Origin of the sequence: Litchfieldella qijiaojingensis, assembly GCF_014651875.1 — a bacterium.
GTDB classification, from domain to species: domain Bacteria; phylum Pseudomonadota; class Gammaproteobacteria; order Pseudomonadales; family Halomonadaceae; genus Litchfieldella; species Litchfieldella qijiaojingensis.
Genome location: NZ_BMXS01000002.1, coordinates 275797 through 290171 on the forward strand (window position 1 = coordinate 275797; position 14375 = coordinate 290171).

The window sequence follows — 14375 nt, forward strand, 5'->3', positions numbered from 1 at the left end:
CTGGATCAGCGGTTTAGTTCCCGTTGCGGGAATGCCTGATCTACGCTTGGGCAGGTATCGCCACGAAAAATCCCGCACCAAGGAGCGTTGTATGAACTTATTTTCACTCGAAGGCCAAGTCGCCATGGTCACCGGGTGCAACAAGGGGCTCGGTCAGGCCCTGGCCGTGGCGCTGGCAGAGGCCGGCGCCGATATCGTCGGCGTCAGCCGCAGCTCAGCCGAAAAAACACGTGACCGCGTCGAAGCACTCGGTCGGAATTTCCATGGCGTCGAAGCCGAGCTGGGTCGAGATAAGGAAGACGCGATCGTCGAACGTGCCCTGGCCCAGGCGGGCAAGCTGGATATTCTGGTCAACAACGCCGGCACTATCCGTCGTGCGCCGGCACTGGAGTTCAGCGAGAACGACTGGGATGCGGTAATCGACGTTAACCTCAAGGCGGCATTCTTCCTGTCCCAGCAGGTCGCCCGTCATCTGGTCGAGCGCGGGGCGGGCGGCAAGATCGTCAACATCGCGTCGGTGCTCTCGTTCCAGGGAGGGGTCTGCGTGCCCTCCTACACCGCCAGCAAAAGCGGCATTCTTGGCCTGACCCGGCTACTGGCCAACGAGTGGGCGGCTTACGGCATCAACGTCAATGCCATTGCTCCTGGCTACATGGCCACCGACAACACCCAGGCCCTGCGCGAAGACGAGCAACGTAGTGCTGAAATCCTGGGGCGTATTCCCGCCGGGCGCTGGGGCAGTCCCGAAGACCTTGCCGGTGCGGTGGTCTTCCTGTGCTCGAACGCTGCGAATTATGTTCACGGCCATGCCCTGGCGGTGGATGGCGGCTGGCTGGCTCGTTGAGACAAGGGACGAAGACGCCATCGCAATTCCGGCAGGCTCGAGCAGTTGGTCAGACAGTAGTCCGCCCATGGAGAACGAGCCTCCCCGTCACCAGCAAGACTGCACATTCTTGCCGGCCAATGCGCCGGAAGCCAATCACGAGACGTCTTCGTGATTTTTTTCTTGTGCTGTCTGGTCCTCCATGATCGATGTGTCCTCCGCTGGCAGACTGCTAAGTGAGCTTTCACTGACTTCAGAAGAGCCAAACGCACCGGTCAATATCTGATTATCGGGATCCATATCGATACTGCCATGAAAGATGGCACCATCCTCCAGGACGAGACACGGTGAAATGATAGTGCCGGTGACCTGTGCACTGTGACGAATCGTGACCTTGTGGGCGGCGATCAAGCGACCTTCCACCTTCCCCGCGACGTAGAGAGTGTGGGCAAACACATCCCCCTGCACATCTCCTTCGTTACCGATGGTGATTGTGTTGTGCTTGAACTCGATAGTCCCGTTCACCTGGCCTTCGATCATCAGATTTTCTTCACCGACGATGTCACCATTGACACATGTCGTTGAACCTATTTTGGCGATACTCCGAGCAGAATTTCCCGCTTCGGACACCTCTTCATGGGAATGTGGCGGTATGTCCGTCAAGGGAGACGACACAACGTGATTGGTGGATGCACTCGTTTTTCTTGGCTTGCTGAACATGATGAAGCTTCCCTGGGTTTTACTGATAGTTGTATTCGGCGCCGCCGTACTTGGGGTTATGGAGGAAATGGCCGAAAGTTCAGGAACATTTCACAAAAGGCAAGGAATACATATTCCATAAGGTGTTAGCGAAGTATAATGCCAATCACAGTGACAGATAAGGGGGGCGCATGGAGCAAGGCGGATGGTTGATGCTGCTGGGGGTGGTGGCCATCCTGATCATTGTGTTGGACGGCAAATGGCGGGTGGCGAAACGCGCGAAACGACCTCTTCATGAGCCCCTTGGTCTACAGCAGCCGGTGGAATCGCCTGCCAATGATAGGGCATTTTCGGGGGGCGTCAGTAAGCCGCATCACAGCACTCATTTCTTTCCCTACACGCCTCAAGATGAGTCGCATCCTGTAGCCGGAATGACACCGCAGGGAAGTCGGGTTGGCCCCTCTATTCGGATCTCTGGCGAGATATTCGCGGAGGAATCGCTAATCATCATGGGAACTATCAGCGGGACAATCACGGCCAAACACCACGACGTGGTGATTGCCGAGCCCGGCACGGTAACCGACACCATCAAGGCGCATACCATCATTGTCGACGGCAGCATGACGGGCAGGCTGCACGCCGATGAAAGGGTGGAGCTGCTTTCGAATGCGCGCTTCAGCGGCACCATTGCCGCTGAGCGGATCAGTTGTGAAGCGGGGGCCAAGCTGCGGGGCGACATCACCGGCCGCCAGTAGTGGCCCAATAAAGTCGATCGCTATTGGCGGCTATAGCCGTTCGGGAAAGGCCGCCAAGCCCTCCACGAAGCGCTGTTTCTCTTCCTCGAAGCCCTTGGGGTCATGCTTGAGGTTGCGCAACACGGTCTGCTCGTCGAAACCGAGCGTATCGGTGAGTTCCTTGGCGCTACCCGCTGGGTGCTTCACCCCCAGGCCGATGCGCTTACCCTCTCGGCCCGCGAACCAGCGGGTGATGCCGCATCCCAGGTAAAAGGTCTCGGCATCCCGGTCCACGGCCTCGACACGCAGCGGAGCCTTGAACGCCAGTTCACCGATCAGGCGACGTTCGGGTTCGCGATCTCCCGACAACGAACAGGACAACACCAACGTCATGCCTGCACCGGCCTCGTCCAGCACCAGCAACGCCAGGGCGCTGGGTGTCCCCTCGTCATCCACCAAGGCCAAAAGGCGAGCGGCCTCCTGAGCGAATAGCACCCGCCGTGTGCCGGCAAAGCTCACCAATGGCATCAATCCGGCTTTCCGCCCATAAACCTCCGCACACAAACGTGCCAGGCAAGCATCACGTTCGTCAGCAGCTTTGACATGGATCACTCTCATGGGCACTCCCCCTCACATTGATCGTCATTCGGTGGGAAGGCCACCTTGGAAGCGCGCAGCCTAGCACAATTCAGGAAAGCTGCGGCATCGTCATGCCGGCGTCACATTTCCTTGTCATGCTTTTTGACAACAAATGCGGCATGCTGCCGTCATAGGGTTCCATAACGTCGATACGGGGCTTCACTATGCAAGACACTTCTCCCATCCTGAGTCCAGTGATAACCCCTCGCCCCTTGCCCTATACCGTCGCCCACCGCGGTCTCTCGGCACATGCGCCGGAGAACACCCTGGCTGCGGTCAAGGCCGCCCATCGCGTCGGCTGCCAATGGGTCGAGCTCGATGTTCAGTTACTGGGAGATGGTACACCGGTAATCTGGCACGACAACGGCGTCAGGCGTTGTTCGGATAGCCGTGGCAAGTTGGCCAAGCTCAACCTCGCCAAGGCCAAGGCCTTGGACGTAGGCACTTGGTTCAGTGCCGATTTTCAAGGCGAGCGCATGGCGACCCTGGCTGAGATGCTAGAACTGCTCAACGAACTGGACATGGGTCTTAACCTCGAACTCAAGGTCAACCGTGGTCGTGACGCCCAGGCGCTGGTAGACGCGGCGCTGCCCATGACACTGGGAGCCCTGCCCGCCGAACGTCTGATCGTATCGTCGTTCAATTCGCAGGCCCTGAAGGCGGCGCGCGGTCTAGAACCCGATGCCCAGCGCCTGCGCCTGGGAATCCTTTATGAAAAACCGACACGCCAATGGCATGAGGAGGCGGAGCGGCTCGAGGCTTACAGCCTGCACGTCGACTGGCGTCGCCTGAAGGAAAAACGCGCCCGTGAGATCAAGGATGCTGGCTATCGGTTGCTCTGCTATACCGCCAACGATCCCGTCGCCTTCGCACGCCTGTGGCCGTGGGGAGTCGATTCGGTGATCAGTGACGACCCTTCGCTGTTCGAACACCACCTTCCCGACAGCTCGCAACAACGGATTTGATCCAGATCAAGATGGCGGAATAACGTGTCCGACACGCCGCAAACCAGCGAGTCGAGTGGGTATGCACGAATCCTGAACCAAGGATAGATAGAGGTATCGTCAGGCAGGGATGCCAAGCAGACGACACACCCAGGCCATATCCAGATGCGCGTCCAGGGTATCGGCCAGACGATCCAGTTCGTGGAGCCGGTGTGCCTGGTAATCCACGGCCGCACCGGTGTCTTCCAGGCCGCAGCGCGCCAGTAATGCGTGGCACGCCTCGGGGCGATCGAACAGCCCATGCAGATAGGTGCCCATCACTTGGCCATCAGCACTGACCGCACCATCCGCTCGGCCGTCCAGCATGACGAGCGGATTCTCCAATGCCGCCCCCTCACTCACGCCGTTGTGAATCTCGTAGCCGGTCACAGCCACGCCCTCGGGATTCAGTACGCCTTGCACATTGCGCAACTGCTTGCCGGCTACCATACGGGTATGAAAGTCCAGCAGGCCGAGGCCCGGGGTGCCACCGGGTTCGCCTTCAAGGCCTTCGGGGTCATGCACGGCCCGGCCGAGCATCTGGAAACCGCCGCAGATGCCCAACAGCTTACCGCCATAACGCAGATGGCGCTGGATGGCGGTTTCCCAGCCTTGTGTGCGCAGCCATTCGAGATCGGCCCGGGTGCTCTTGCTGCCCGGCAAGATGATCAGGTCGGCAGGAGGAATCCTCTGATTCGGCCCAACGAAAGAAAGCGCGACCCTGGGATGCAAACGTAGCGGGTCGAAATCGTTATGATTGCTGATTCGCGGTAGGGCCGGTACCACAACGCGCAAGTCCGGCTCGCCCGTCACTCGGCCGCTCAGCCCCACGCTGTCCTCGGCATCCAGCAACAGCCCCTGCAGATAGGGCAAGGTCCCCAGCACTGGCTTGCCGGTACGTTCGGCGAGCCAGGCGAGCCCCGGCTCCAGCAGCGCAATGTCGCCGCGAAAGCGATTGATGATGAAGCCTTGGGTGCGCGCCCGCTCGGATTCGGAAAGCAGCTCCAGGGTACCCACCAATTGTGCGAAGACCCCCCCACGATCGATATCGCCCACCAACAACACCGGGCAGTCGACGGCCTCGGCAAAGCCCATGTTGGCAATGTCGCCCGCGCGCAGATTGATCTCCGCCGGGCTACCCGCGCCCTCGGCAACGATCACGTCGAAGCGGCTCGACAGTGCCTCCCAGGCCGCCACCACGCTGTGGCGCGCCTCGGCCTTGAAGGCATGATAATCCAAGGCATCCATGTTGCCGTGCACCCGGCCACGCAGGATCACCTGGGCACCTCGGTCGCTCTGCGGCTTGAGCAGCACCGGGTTCATGTCACTATGCGGGGCCAGGCCACAGGCCAGTGCCTGCAGCGCGGTGGAGCGTCCGATCTCGCCGCCATCCTCTGTCACCGCGCTGTTGAGCGCCATGTTCTGTGGCTTGAACGGTGCCACCGACACGCCACGTCGCGCCAGCCATCGGCACAGCGCCGCCACCAAGGTGCTCTTGCCGGCATCCGAGGTGGTGCCCTGGATCATCAGGGTACGACTCACAACTCGACCCCTTTCTGGGCCTTGATTCCTTGGTCCTTGAAGGCATGCTTGACCACGCCCATCTCGGTCACCGTATCGGCGATATCGATCAGCGCCTGAGGCGCGTAACGACCGGTGACCACTACATGCTGCATCTCCGGGCGAGCCTCGAGGTCATCGAGTACCTGGTCGAGATCCAGATACTCGTAGCGCAGGGCGATGTTCAACTCGTCGAGCAGCACTAGGTCGTAGGTGTCGTCACCGAGCATGCGCCGGGCTTCTTTCCAGGCGGCCTCGGCGGCCTCGATGTCACGTTCGCGGTCCTGGGTGTCCCAGGTATAGCCTTCGCCCATCACGTGGTAGTCCACTTCCGGAAGGCGACGGAAGAAAGCTTCCTCGCCGGTGCGGAACTTGCCCTTGATGAACTGCACCACGCCCACTTTCATGTCATGCCCCAAGGCTCGGGCCAGCATGCCGAAACCGGAACTGCTCTTGCCCTTACCGGGGCCGGTGAGAACCAGCAGCACCCCCTGATCCTTCTGGGCTCGGGACATACGTTCATGCATGACCTTCTGTTTACGTGCCATACGTTGGGCATGGCGTTGGGGATCCTTGGCATTATCGCGCATCCTTTACTCTCTCCTGTCGTCAGTTTGACGGAACAAAAACCCGAGCGCCGTTCACCTCGGCAACCATCAAGGGCTGGTCGTACAGACGCTCCAGCGCCTCGGGCACCAGCATATCTTTCGCTGCCCCCCAACAAGCCTCACCGTCGGGATAGAGCAGCAACAGGTGGTCGCACCAACGTGCCGCAAGATTGAGGTCATGCACGCACAGCAGCACACCACGGCCGTTACGTGCCTGTTCGGCGAGCAAGCTCATCACCGCCACCTGATGGCGCAGATCGAGATGGTTGGTGGGTTCGTCGGCAAGCCACAGCCTCGGCGCCTGAGTCAAGGTGGTGGCGATCGCCACCCGCTGGCGCTCGCCACCGGAAAGCTGACTCACCAGCCGTTCCGACAGGTCATTGAGCTCGAGCCGGGTCAGGGCCGCCTCAGTCAAACGAAGGTCTTCGGCGCCTTCCTGCTGCCAGGGGGAAAGAAAGGGATGACGGCCGATCAACACGGTTTCACGCACCGTGGCCGGGAACCCGTCCTGCCGCTCCTGGAAGATCACACCCAGCGCTTGCGCCAGATGGCGACGTCGCAGCCGCGCGATCGACTCGCCATCCAGCAGCACCTGTCCCTGGCGCGGCGCTCGAAGCCCGGCCAGGGTATGCAGCAGCGTGGTCTTGCCGGCACCGTTAGGGCCCAGCACACCCCACAACTGTCCCGGCTCGATGGCGAAGTCGAGTGGCCGGCCATCCTTGCGCCCCGGCACATCGATCACCAGCCCGCTGGCCTCGAGCACACTCATCAGCGACTCCGATAAAGCAGATAGAGGAAGGTCGGCACTCCCAGCAACGCAGTGATCACGCCCACCGGTAACTGCTCCGGCGCGATCAGAATCCGCGCCAAGGTATCGGCCAGGGTCAGCAGGGTACCGCCGGCGAGGATCGAAGCCGGCAGGATCACACGTTGGTCGTTGCCCAGCACCAGGCGCAGCATGTGCGGCACCACCAGGCCCACGAAGCCAATGCTGCCAGCGGTGGTCACCGCCACCGCCGTCAACAAGCTGGCCATGACGTATACCGCTCCTTCCAGCGGCTGCACCGCCACCCCCAAGGCCGCGGCTTGCAAGGGGCCACGCGCCAGCACGTTGAGGCTGCGAGCGAGCGGCACCAACGCCAGCCAGATGATCACCAGCAGGCCAAGTGCCGGCCAGGGACCACGCGAATAGGCCAGATCGCCCATCAGCCAGTAGAGCATGCCGGGCAATTTCTCGGTCGGCCCCACCGAGAGCATAAAGGTGATCATCGCTCCCCAGCCAGCGGCGACCACCACCCCGGTCAACAATAAGCGGGTCGGCGTCCAGCTACCCGTGCCATGGGCCAGTCCGAAGACCAGCAGGGTCGAGGCCAGCGCACCGACGAAGGCCGAACCGGACACTGCGACGCCGCCGAGCCCGGCCAGCATGGCCGCCAATGCCGCCACGGCCGCCCCACCCGAGACCCCCAGTACATAAGGATCTGCCAGCGGATTGCGCAGCAGTACCTGCATCAGCGCCCCGGCCACGGCCAGCAAGCCACCGGTACCGAAGGCCGCCAGGGCTCGCGGCAGGCGCAACTCGAAGATCAAGGTCCGATGCAGGGGGTCGCCCTGCCCCGTGAGCACCGCCCACAACGCCTGCGGGGAAATGGTCACGCTGCCCATCCCCACCGCCAGCAACAGCGATGCCAGCGCCACCATGACCAGCAGCGCCAGCGGCAAGCGTCGCATCCGACCGGCCGCTAGCCAGGTCGGCGACGTCGGGTCAGTGGCGGCCACGTGCCGTCTCCAGGTGATCGCAAAGAATTCGGGTACCTTCCAGCAGGCGGGGAGTAGGCCGCTGGATCAGCGACGGCGGCACGAAGAACAGGTTGTCCCGGCGTACCGCATTCAGTTCCTCGAAACGCTCCCAGTCATCCAGCCAATCACGGTTCTCCTCGCCCATGCCGCCGGCGACGATCGCCTCGGGGTCAGCAGCCAACACCGCCTCCTCGCCGATACGCGGTACCAATCGCGGCAACTCGCCAAACACATTCTTGCCACCGCAAAGTGATATGGCCTGGCTGATCAGGTGCTCGTCGTTGACCGTCATCAACGGCTCGTCCCAGACCTGGTAGAAGACCCGTACCGGTGATGCGTCGGCATATCGCTCGCGCAGCTCGCCCACACCGGCACGGAACTCATCGGCCGCAACCTGTCCGCGCTCGCGGGTACCGGCCAGTGTGGCCAAGCGTTCCAGCGAGGTAGCGACTTCCTCGAAACGACGCGGCTCACTGAGATACAGCGACATCCCCAGGCGCTGGAGTTTTTCGAGCTGCTCGTGGGGGTTGCCGGTCACCCACCCCACCAACAGGTCAGGCTCCAGCGACAGCACGGTTTCGAGATCCAGCCGCGTATGGCTGCCCACGCTCTGTCGCTGCTTTGCCTCAGGCGGGTAGTCGCTGAAACTGACCACGCCGACCACCTGATCGCCGGCACCCGCGGCAAAGACCAACTCCGTGGCCCCGGGCGATAGGGCCACGATGCGGCTTGCCGGCTGCGCCAGGCATACCTCACGATCGGCATCGTCGATGACGCAGGTCTCGGCCCATACCGGAGTCGCAGCGACACTAAACAACAACGCTACCCCCGCCCCCCACAAACGTCTTCCGATGCCCGCCTTCATTGTGCCTTTGCCCTTACTCTGGCCGTTCACTTGACCACACTGCTGGCTGTAGCCAGTATTGGCCACAGCACGCACATCAGGAACAGACAAATGCTACGCATTACTGGGCGCCAAAGCGAACGCTGACGAAGGCGGCGCGACCGGCGTTGATGAAGTCATTGCCTCTGAAGTCCCTGGCCGTGGCGTACTCCTTGTCCAGCACGTTCTCCACCGTCAACCGAGCCGACCACAGCGGCGCGAACTGCCAGCCGGCACGTAGGTTGACCAGCCCGAAGCCGGGCAGACGCTCCTCATTGTCGGCATCTTCGTAGCGATGATTCTGTACGATCCAGGAACCGCCCAGCGACCAGTCGCCGAGTTCGCGGTCGATGTCCAAACGCAGGCTCTGCGACGCGCGCCGCCGCAGACGCTTGCCGGTTTCACGATCTTCCGGGTCGGTGTAAGTCAGCGCCACCTGCAAGGTCCAGTCGTCGAGCTCAGTACCAGCAGAAAACTCGGCGCCACGAATGCGTGTTTCATCCACGTTAAAGGGAGCAAAGAGGCCATTGACGAATTCATTGGCGATCAGGTTCTCGGCATTGGTCTGGTAGGCCGCCAAATCCCAGAACAGGAGTCGGTACTGGCCACGCATACCCACTTCGAATGTCTCGGAAGTCTCGGCCTCGAGTTCCGGGTTGCCGAATCCGGGAAAGAAGAGCTGATTGAAGGTGGGCGCCTTGAAGGCTGTACCATAACTGGTGCGCAGGGTGTGATGATTATCCAGGTCATAACCCAGCGCCAGGCTACCGATCGTTTCTTCGCCAAACGCTTCATTGTCATCATGGCGTAGACTCAACTGAACCGCGAACGGACTGAAATCGAGCACCCCCTGGGCGAAGACGGCGGTATTGTCGCGACTATCCTGATCGTAGTCAGTGGTCCCGGAGACCTCATCCTTGCTGTATTCGGCACCAGCAATCAACTCGTGGGAACCAATATCGACAGTATTCTCCCAACGTGCGGTATGGGTTCGGGTATCGATGATGGAGTCGCCAAAGACATCGATGTTGTCACTCTCATCCCGCGCTTCGCTGAGTGTCAGGCGGCTACGCCAATTCCCGGTCACCGGCAGTTCCCCATAAACGCCAGCCACCTGCTGGACGAAATCGGTTTCCCCACCAACAAACCCGGTATTGCCTCGTGCCCGTAGCCCCAGCACACCGAGCTCGGCACCACCGTCGAAGGTATGTGACAGCCGCACGAAGCCAGTAGTGTTGTCATAGCCCTTGTCGCCCTCTTCACGCACGACCTCCGTGCCATCGGTGGAAAAACGACTGCCAGCGAAGCTGTAGCGGGTGCCGCCACTGCTGCCGGAAAGCGTGGCACTATAACGCTGGGAGTCGAAGGAACCGCCACCAACGGAAATGCTCGGGCTGGGTCCGCCCTCACCCTCGGGCGTGAATAGCTGCACCACGCCGCCCACCGCGTCGGCACCATACAAGCTTCCGCGCGGGCCGCGTACGATCTCGGCACGCTGGAACATGCGCGGATCGAGGAACTGCCAGGCAGGTGTTCCTAGCGTTACCGAACGCAACCGGATACCGTCGATCATCAGCACGGTGGAGTCACTATTGGTGCCACGCATGAAGACGCTACTGTTCTTGCCGAAGGAGCCGTTGGTGGATACATCCACCCCGGGCTGGCCGCGCAATATGTCGGTGATGCTGACGGGATCCTGGCGGCGCAGGGTTTCCTCATCGATAACGGTGACGGAAGCAAGGGATTCATTGGCGGTACGCGGCGCCAGGGTGGCGGTAACGACCAGTGGATTGAGATAAAGCGAAGCGTCGCTATCAGCGTCTTCATCGCCGGTCTGGGCCTGGGCGGCTAGTGGCACGGCCCCCAGACACAAGGCGGCCAGTCCCCACTGACGCATGGTGATCGTCTGCATGATGCTCCCCTTGCTCACCCGCACGGGTTCTATTGAATGGCCCGGTGCGGCGAGAAGGGTAAGGGGAAACGAAATGCCGGAGTCCCGCCCTGCCCTTGGGTCGCCCACCGCAACCAAGCATGCTTCTCCAGGCCGGTCTCCGGGCTGACGAGCGTAGCGGGGCTTGAGAACGTCACGCTTACGGACAACCGCCTTCCCATGCCTGAGCAGGCACAGTGGCGTGAAGGGTTGTCTTGACTCGATCACCGTTGCGGGGGCAGCGTCGGATTGATTCACCGACTTCCCGTTTAACTGGCGAAGCTTGCTCCGCCAGCACCTGAGAGTAGGCGTAAGCTAGCAACGCCCTGGGGAAAGGTCAACGCGGATGGCTTATGCCAGGGGCCTTGCCAGGCCATGCCAGACATACCAGACCTGTTCGCAGTGAGTAGCGGCGTCCTGGGCGAGCCAGCCAGCCAGATCACGCAGCCGGCGATCGTCGGCGTCCATTGGCACGATGCCACGCCCCATCTCCAGCATGATCAGTACGATCCGCGGGCCAAGGGCATCTTCCAGCGCACGGATCGCTTCCAATTCGTCGCACATGCGCGACCTGATCCGGTCGTTGTCGGGCTCGCATGCCAACTCGGCCTCCAGCCACAATTCCCATCCCTCGAGCACCAGGCTACGCCCCTCCTCGACGGCGGAGCGCCACGCGTCGAGACTCTTTCCGTCATAAGCCGAATGCCAACGCGGCGAGTCGAAGCGCTGCCTTACCGCCGCGCGCTTGCCGGCATAGGCACCGCCGATGAAGAGCTGCATTGCCAGTCTCCGTGTCGATGAAGAAAGGTCAGCCGCCGTCCCTCGCCCTGGCCGACGCTACCTTCCCAGAAGTCGATGACTTCGAAGCGACGACGCAATTCGCGAATCACGCCGCCATGCGTCACCATCAGCACCTCGCGATACTCCTTCTCTCCGGCTTCGTCGAACAGTTCGGACAACCAAGCCTCGAGGCGCTTGCGCAGTGCCGCCGTCGATTCGCCCCCAGGCGGGGCCTGCTCGCCGCGGCTTTCGATCCAGGCGCGGTAGGCCGGCAGGTCCTTGAGCTCGTCGTAGCACTTGCCCTCGTAATCACCGAAGTCGAGTTCGCGTAACCGAGCATCGAAACGTGGCTTGGTAGGCTCCTTGCGCTCTTTGAGGAGGAACTCGAGCGTCTGGCGACAGCGTGTCAGGTCGCTGCAGTGCACCGCATCGAAGTTGAAACGAGGCAGGTCGTCGCGCAACATGGCCAGCGCCGAATACGCCTCCGGCACCAGCGGAATGTCGCGATGTCCCTGATAGCGTCGCTCGCGGTTCCAGGCGGTTAGCCCATGGCGGACGACCACCAGATCCAGGCGACCAGCAGCAGCCATAATTCTCCTCCTTCGATAGCGGCACCGATGATATCACCGTTGATGCCTTTGAACGCCCGGGTCATGATCCAGCCATACAGCAATAGAAACGGAACCAGTGCGGCGAATAGCAGCAGCCAACCCGGCAGCAGCCAGAAGCACAGCGGTAGCGGCCACAGCGCCAGTAGCAGATCGCGATGCGCAAGATGCCGCTTCCAGGTCCAGGCCATGCCCTCGGGCCGTGCCGCCGGCGCCAATACCAGTAGGACTACGGCTCCGAAGCGGGCCAGCGCCAGTGTCACGGCCAACACGGCCAGGTTCACGCCCGCATCCAACAGTGCCAGTAACAGCGCCCCCTTCCACAACAGCAGGAACACCAGGGCTATGGTCCCGAAGCTGCCTACGTGCGGATCCTTCATGATCGCCCAACGACGTTCTAGTGGTGCGTTGCTGCCCAGAGCATCGGCCACGTCCATCAGGCCATCGAGGTGCAGCCCCCCGGTCAGCGCGACCCACAGGCTAAGCAGGGTCAGCGCCAGTAGCGTTTGTGGTAGCCAGGCACCAAGCAGATGGCCGGAAAGTGCCAGGATGCCACCCAACAGCAGCCCCACCAGTGGGTAGCAACGCACCGCCCAGCGGCTGGTATCAGCATTCCACGGGCACTGGACCGGCACCGGCAGGCGGGTCAGGAATTGCAGTGCCAGTAGCGAACCGTAGCCGGCGTCTCTCATTGGGCCTCCCCTTCTTTGCCACTTCCTTTCCAGTACATAGGGAGTCCGGCCACGACCTGAATCGCCAGCTCGGCCTCATGAGCCACGCGACGATGCAGCCGCTGCAAAAAGGCGAGATAGCGCCTGACCTCGGCATCACGCGGCGGCACTTCTTCGTTGACGTCGTTGGAAACCACTACCAGGGCGATATTGCGGGCCCTGGCCCGTGACAGCATGGTGTCGATCATGGCCAGCCCTTGTCGCTCATCCAGGCCACTGCCGTAGAGCACCTGACTGGCCCACAGCGTTAAACAGTCGAGCAGCAGCGTACTGCCGGGCACCACCTGGTCGAGAGCTGCCATCAGGTCCACCGGCTCCTCCAGGGTCGTCCACCCTGAACCGCGTGTCTCGCGGTGGCGGGAAATACGCCTGATCATCTCGCCATCCGTGGCCCTGGCGGTGGCCAGGTAGTAAAGTCGACCACCCCTGGCCCGGTGCCAGCGCATGGCCAGGGCTTCGGCCTGTGCACTCTTGCCCGAACGCGCGCCACCGCTGACGAAGGCGATCATTCCTGCTGCCTCCAGGCCGTTAGCGCCTCGATCAGGCAATCGTTGTCGGACGCGGAGCGAATCGCGACTCGCAGCCAGGCACCGTCCAAGCCAGGAAAGTTATGGGTATGGCGCGCCAGAACCCGCTTGCGCAGCAAGAACTCGAACAAGGCATCCGTTTCCCCCGGGCGTCGAGCGTCCTGAAACAAAAGGAAATTGACCCGCGAGGGCACTACCTGGAACCCGAGAGCTGCCAATGCCTCGCTCATGCGTGGCAACTCCTCTTGCAACCAGGCGTGAGTGCAGGTCACAAAACCCTCATCCGACAGCAGCGGCTCGACCAAGGCAGCGGCAAGCGCGTTCACGCTCCATGGCATCTGCACTGCGGCCACTCGGCGCACCGTTTCGGGGCTGGCCAGCAGATAGCCGAGCCGCAGCCCAGGAATGGCGTACAGCTTGGTCAGCGAGCGCAGCAGGATCAGGTTGGAATGGCGCTCCAGCAGCGACGTCAGCCGCTCGGCGGGGTCGGCGAGAAAGTCGACGAACGCCTCATCCACTACCAAGTTGCTACCTCGGCGCTTCCCCGCTTCCAGCATGCGCTCGATCAGTGCGCACTCGACCAAGGTGCCGGTAGGGTTGTTGGGCCGGCACAGGAACACCACGTCGGCCTCATGCATGGCGTTCACGGCACCCGACTCGTTCAGCGAAAAACCGAGCGGATCAAGGTGAATATCGCTCACCATGAGCCCATAGTGGCTGCAGGCCCGGGCATACTCGCCGAAGGTCGGCTGTACGATGACCGCCCGTTTACCGGCACACAAGGCCGCCGCCAGGAAGATCGCTTCCGCGCCGCCGTTGGTCGGCAGCACCTGGGAAAGCGAGATGCCTTCGGCTTCGGCAATAACCCGGCGCACCTCGCCATAGTCCGGGTCGGGGTAGGCTGCCACCCCCTGCAATTCGTCGACCAATCGCTCCCTGAGCCAGGCCGGCGGCCCCAGCGGATTGATATTGGCACTGAAATCCAGTACATCCCGGCCTTCGTCCAGGTTGAAACGGGACAGCACTTGCTTAGGGCGTCCCCCGTGACTGGGCCACTGCATCGTCACTTC

General features: G+C 61.9%; 16 protein-coding genes and 1 riboswitch. Of the genes, 3 read left to right on the plus strand and 13 right to left on the minus strand.

Going from position 1 to position 14375, the window contains the following annotated elements:
- Positions 1-91: 91 nt before the first annotated feature.
- A complete protein-coding gene (gene kduD, locus IE093_RS03680; protein ID WP_189466310.1) occupies positions 92-844 on the plus strand; it encodes a 2-dehydro-3-deoxy-D-gluconate 5-dehydrogenase KduD in 753 nt (250 codons plus the stop codon).
- A gap of 135 nt (positions 845-979) precedes the next feature.
- Here the strand turns inward: kduD and IE093_RS03685 are convergent, their stop codons facing one another.
- Complete coding sequence (locus tag IE093_RS03685; RefSeq protein WP_189466312.1) at positions 980-1543, minus strand: bactofilin family protein; 564 nt, start codon at positions 1541-1543, stop codon at positions 980-982.
- A 170-nt stretch (positions 1544-1713) separates the two neighbouring features.
- Here IE093_RS03685 and IE093_RS03690 point away from each other — a divergent pair, with 170 nt between their 5' ends.
- Positions 1714-2277, plus strand: coding sequence for a polymer-forming cytoskeletal protein (locus tag IE093_RS03690; RefSeq protein ID WP_189466314.1), 564 nt, complete (start codon positions 1714-1716; stop codon positions 2275-2277).
- A 30-nt stretch (positions 2278-2307) separates the two neighbouring features.
- Here the strand turns inward: IE093_RS03690 and IE093_RS03695 are convergent, their stop codons facing one another.
- Positions 2308-2874: a hypothetical protein gene (locus IE093_RS03695; protein WP_189466316.1), complete on the minus strand. Its 567-nt coding sequence runs from the start codon at positions 2872-2874 to the stop codon at positions 2308-2310.
- Between the two features lie 185 nt (positions 2875-3059).
- Between IE093_RS03695 and IE093_RS03700 the strand changes: the two genes are divergently transcribed.
- Entirely contained in the window at positions 3060-3860 is an 801-nt protein-coding gene (locus IE093_RS03700; RefSeq protein ID WP_189466318.1) for a glycerophosphoryl diester phosphodiesterase, read from the plus strand.
- A gap of 99 nt (positions 3861-3959) precedes the next feature.
- Here the strand turns inward: IE093_RS03700 and IE093_RS03705 are convergent, their stop codons facing one another.
- The 11 genes from IE093_RS03705 to cobD form a co-directional block, all read right to left on the minus strand.
- Entirely contained in the window at positions 3960-5405 is a 1446-nt protein-coding gene (locus IE093_RS03705; RefSeq protein ID WP_189466474.1) for a cobyric acid synthase, read from the minus strand.
- 11 nt (positions 5406-5416) lie between these two features.
- A complete protein-coding gene (cobO, locus tag IE093_RS03710) occupies positions 5417-6028 on the minus strand; it encodes a cob(I)yrinic acid a,c-diamide adenosyltransferase (protein ID WP_189466320.1) in 612 nt (203 codons plus the stop codon).
- Between the two features lie 19 nt (positions 6029-6047).
- Positions 6048-6815, minus strand: a complete 768-nt coding sequence (locus tag IE093_RS03715; protein WP_189466323.1) for an ABC transporter ATP-binding protein — start codon at positions 6813-6815, stop codon at positions 6048-6050.
- A complete protein-coding gene (locus IE093_RS03720) occupies positions 6815-7777 on the minus strand; it encodes a FecCD family ABC transporter permease (RefSeq protein ID WP_189466476.1) in 963 nt (320 codons plus the stop codon). Before IE093_RS03720 ends, IE093_RS03715 begins: the two co-directional genes overlap by 1 nt.
- A gap of 34 nt (positions 7778-7811) precedes the next feature.
- Positions 7812-8711, minus strand: a complete 900-nt coding sequence (locus IE093_RS03725) for a cobalamin-binding protein (RefSeq protein ID WP_189466324.1) — start codon at positions 8709-8711, stop codon at positions 7812-7814.
- A gap of 100 nt (positions 8712-8811) precedes the next feature.
- Positions 8812-10641, minus strand: a complete 1830-nt coding sequence (locus IE093_RS03730) for a TonB-dependent receptor domain-containing protein (RefSeq protein WP_189466325.1) — start codon at positions 10639-10641, stop codon at positions 8812-8814.
- Positions 10642-10754: 113 nt separating this feature from the next.
- Positions 10755-10977: riboswitch (cobalamin riboswitch) on the minus strand.
- A 33-nt stretch (positions 10978-11010) separates the two neighbouring features.
- Positions 11011-11439, minus strand: coding sequence for a bifunctional adenosylcobinamide kinase/adenosylcobinamide-phosphate guanylyltransferase (locus tag IE093_RS03735; protein WP_189466327.1), 429 nt, complete (start codon positions 11437-11439; stop codon positions 11011-11013).
- A complete protein-coding gene (locus tag IE093_RS03740; protein ID WP_189466329.1) occupies positions 11391-12029 on the minus strand; it encodes a histidine phosphatase family protein in 639 nt (212 codons plus the stop codon). The genes IE093_RS03735 and IE093_RS03740 overlap by 49 nt, the downstream gene beginning before the upstream one ends.
- Positions 11981-12739: an adenosylcobinamide-GDP ribazoletransferase gene (gene cobS / locus IE093_RS03745; protein WP_189466331.1), complete on the minus strand. Its 759-nt coding sequence runs from the start codon at positions 12737-12739 to the stop codon at positions 11981-11983. The genes IE093_RS03740 and cobS overlap by 49 nt, the downstream gene beginning before the upstream one ends.
- Positions 12736-13287: a bifunctional adenosylcobinamide kinase/adenosylcobinamide-phosphate guanylyltransferase gene (locus IE093_RS03750; RefSeq protein WP_189466333.1), complete on the minus strand. Its 552-nt coding sequence runs from the start codon at positions 13285-13287 to the stop codon at positions 12736-12738. The genes cobS and IE093_RS03750 overlap by 4 nt, the downstream gene beginning before the upstream one ends.
- Entirely contained in the window at positions 13284-14366 is a 1083-nt protein-coding gene (gene cobD / locus IE093_RS03755) for a threonine-phosphate decarboxylase CobD (RefSeq protein WP_229803212.1), read from the minus strand. Before cobD ends, IE093_RS03750 begins: the two co-directional genes overlap by 4 nt.
- Between the last annotated feature and the right edge of the window lie 9 nt (positions 14367-14375).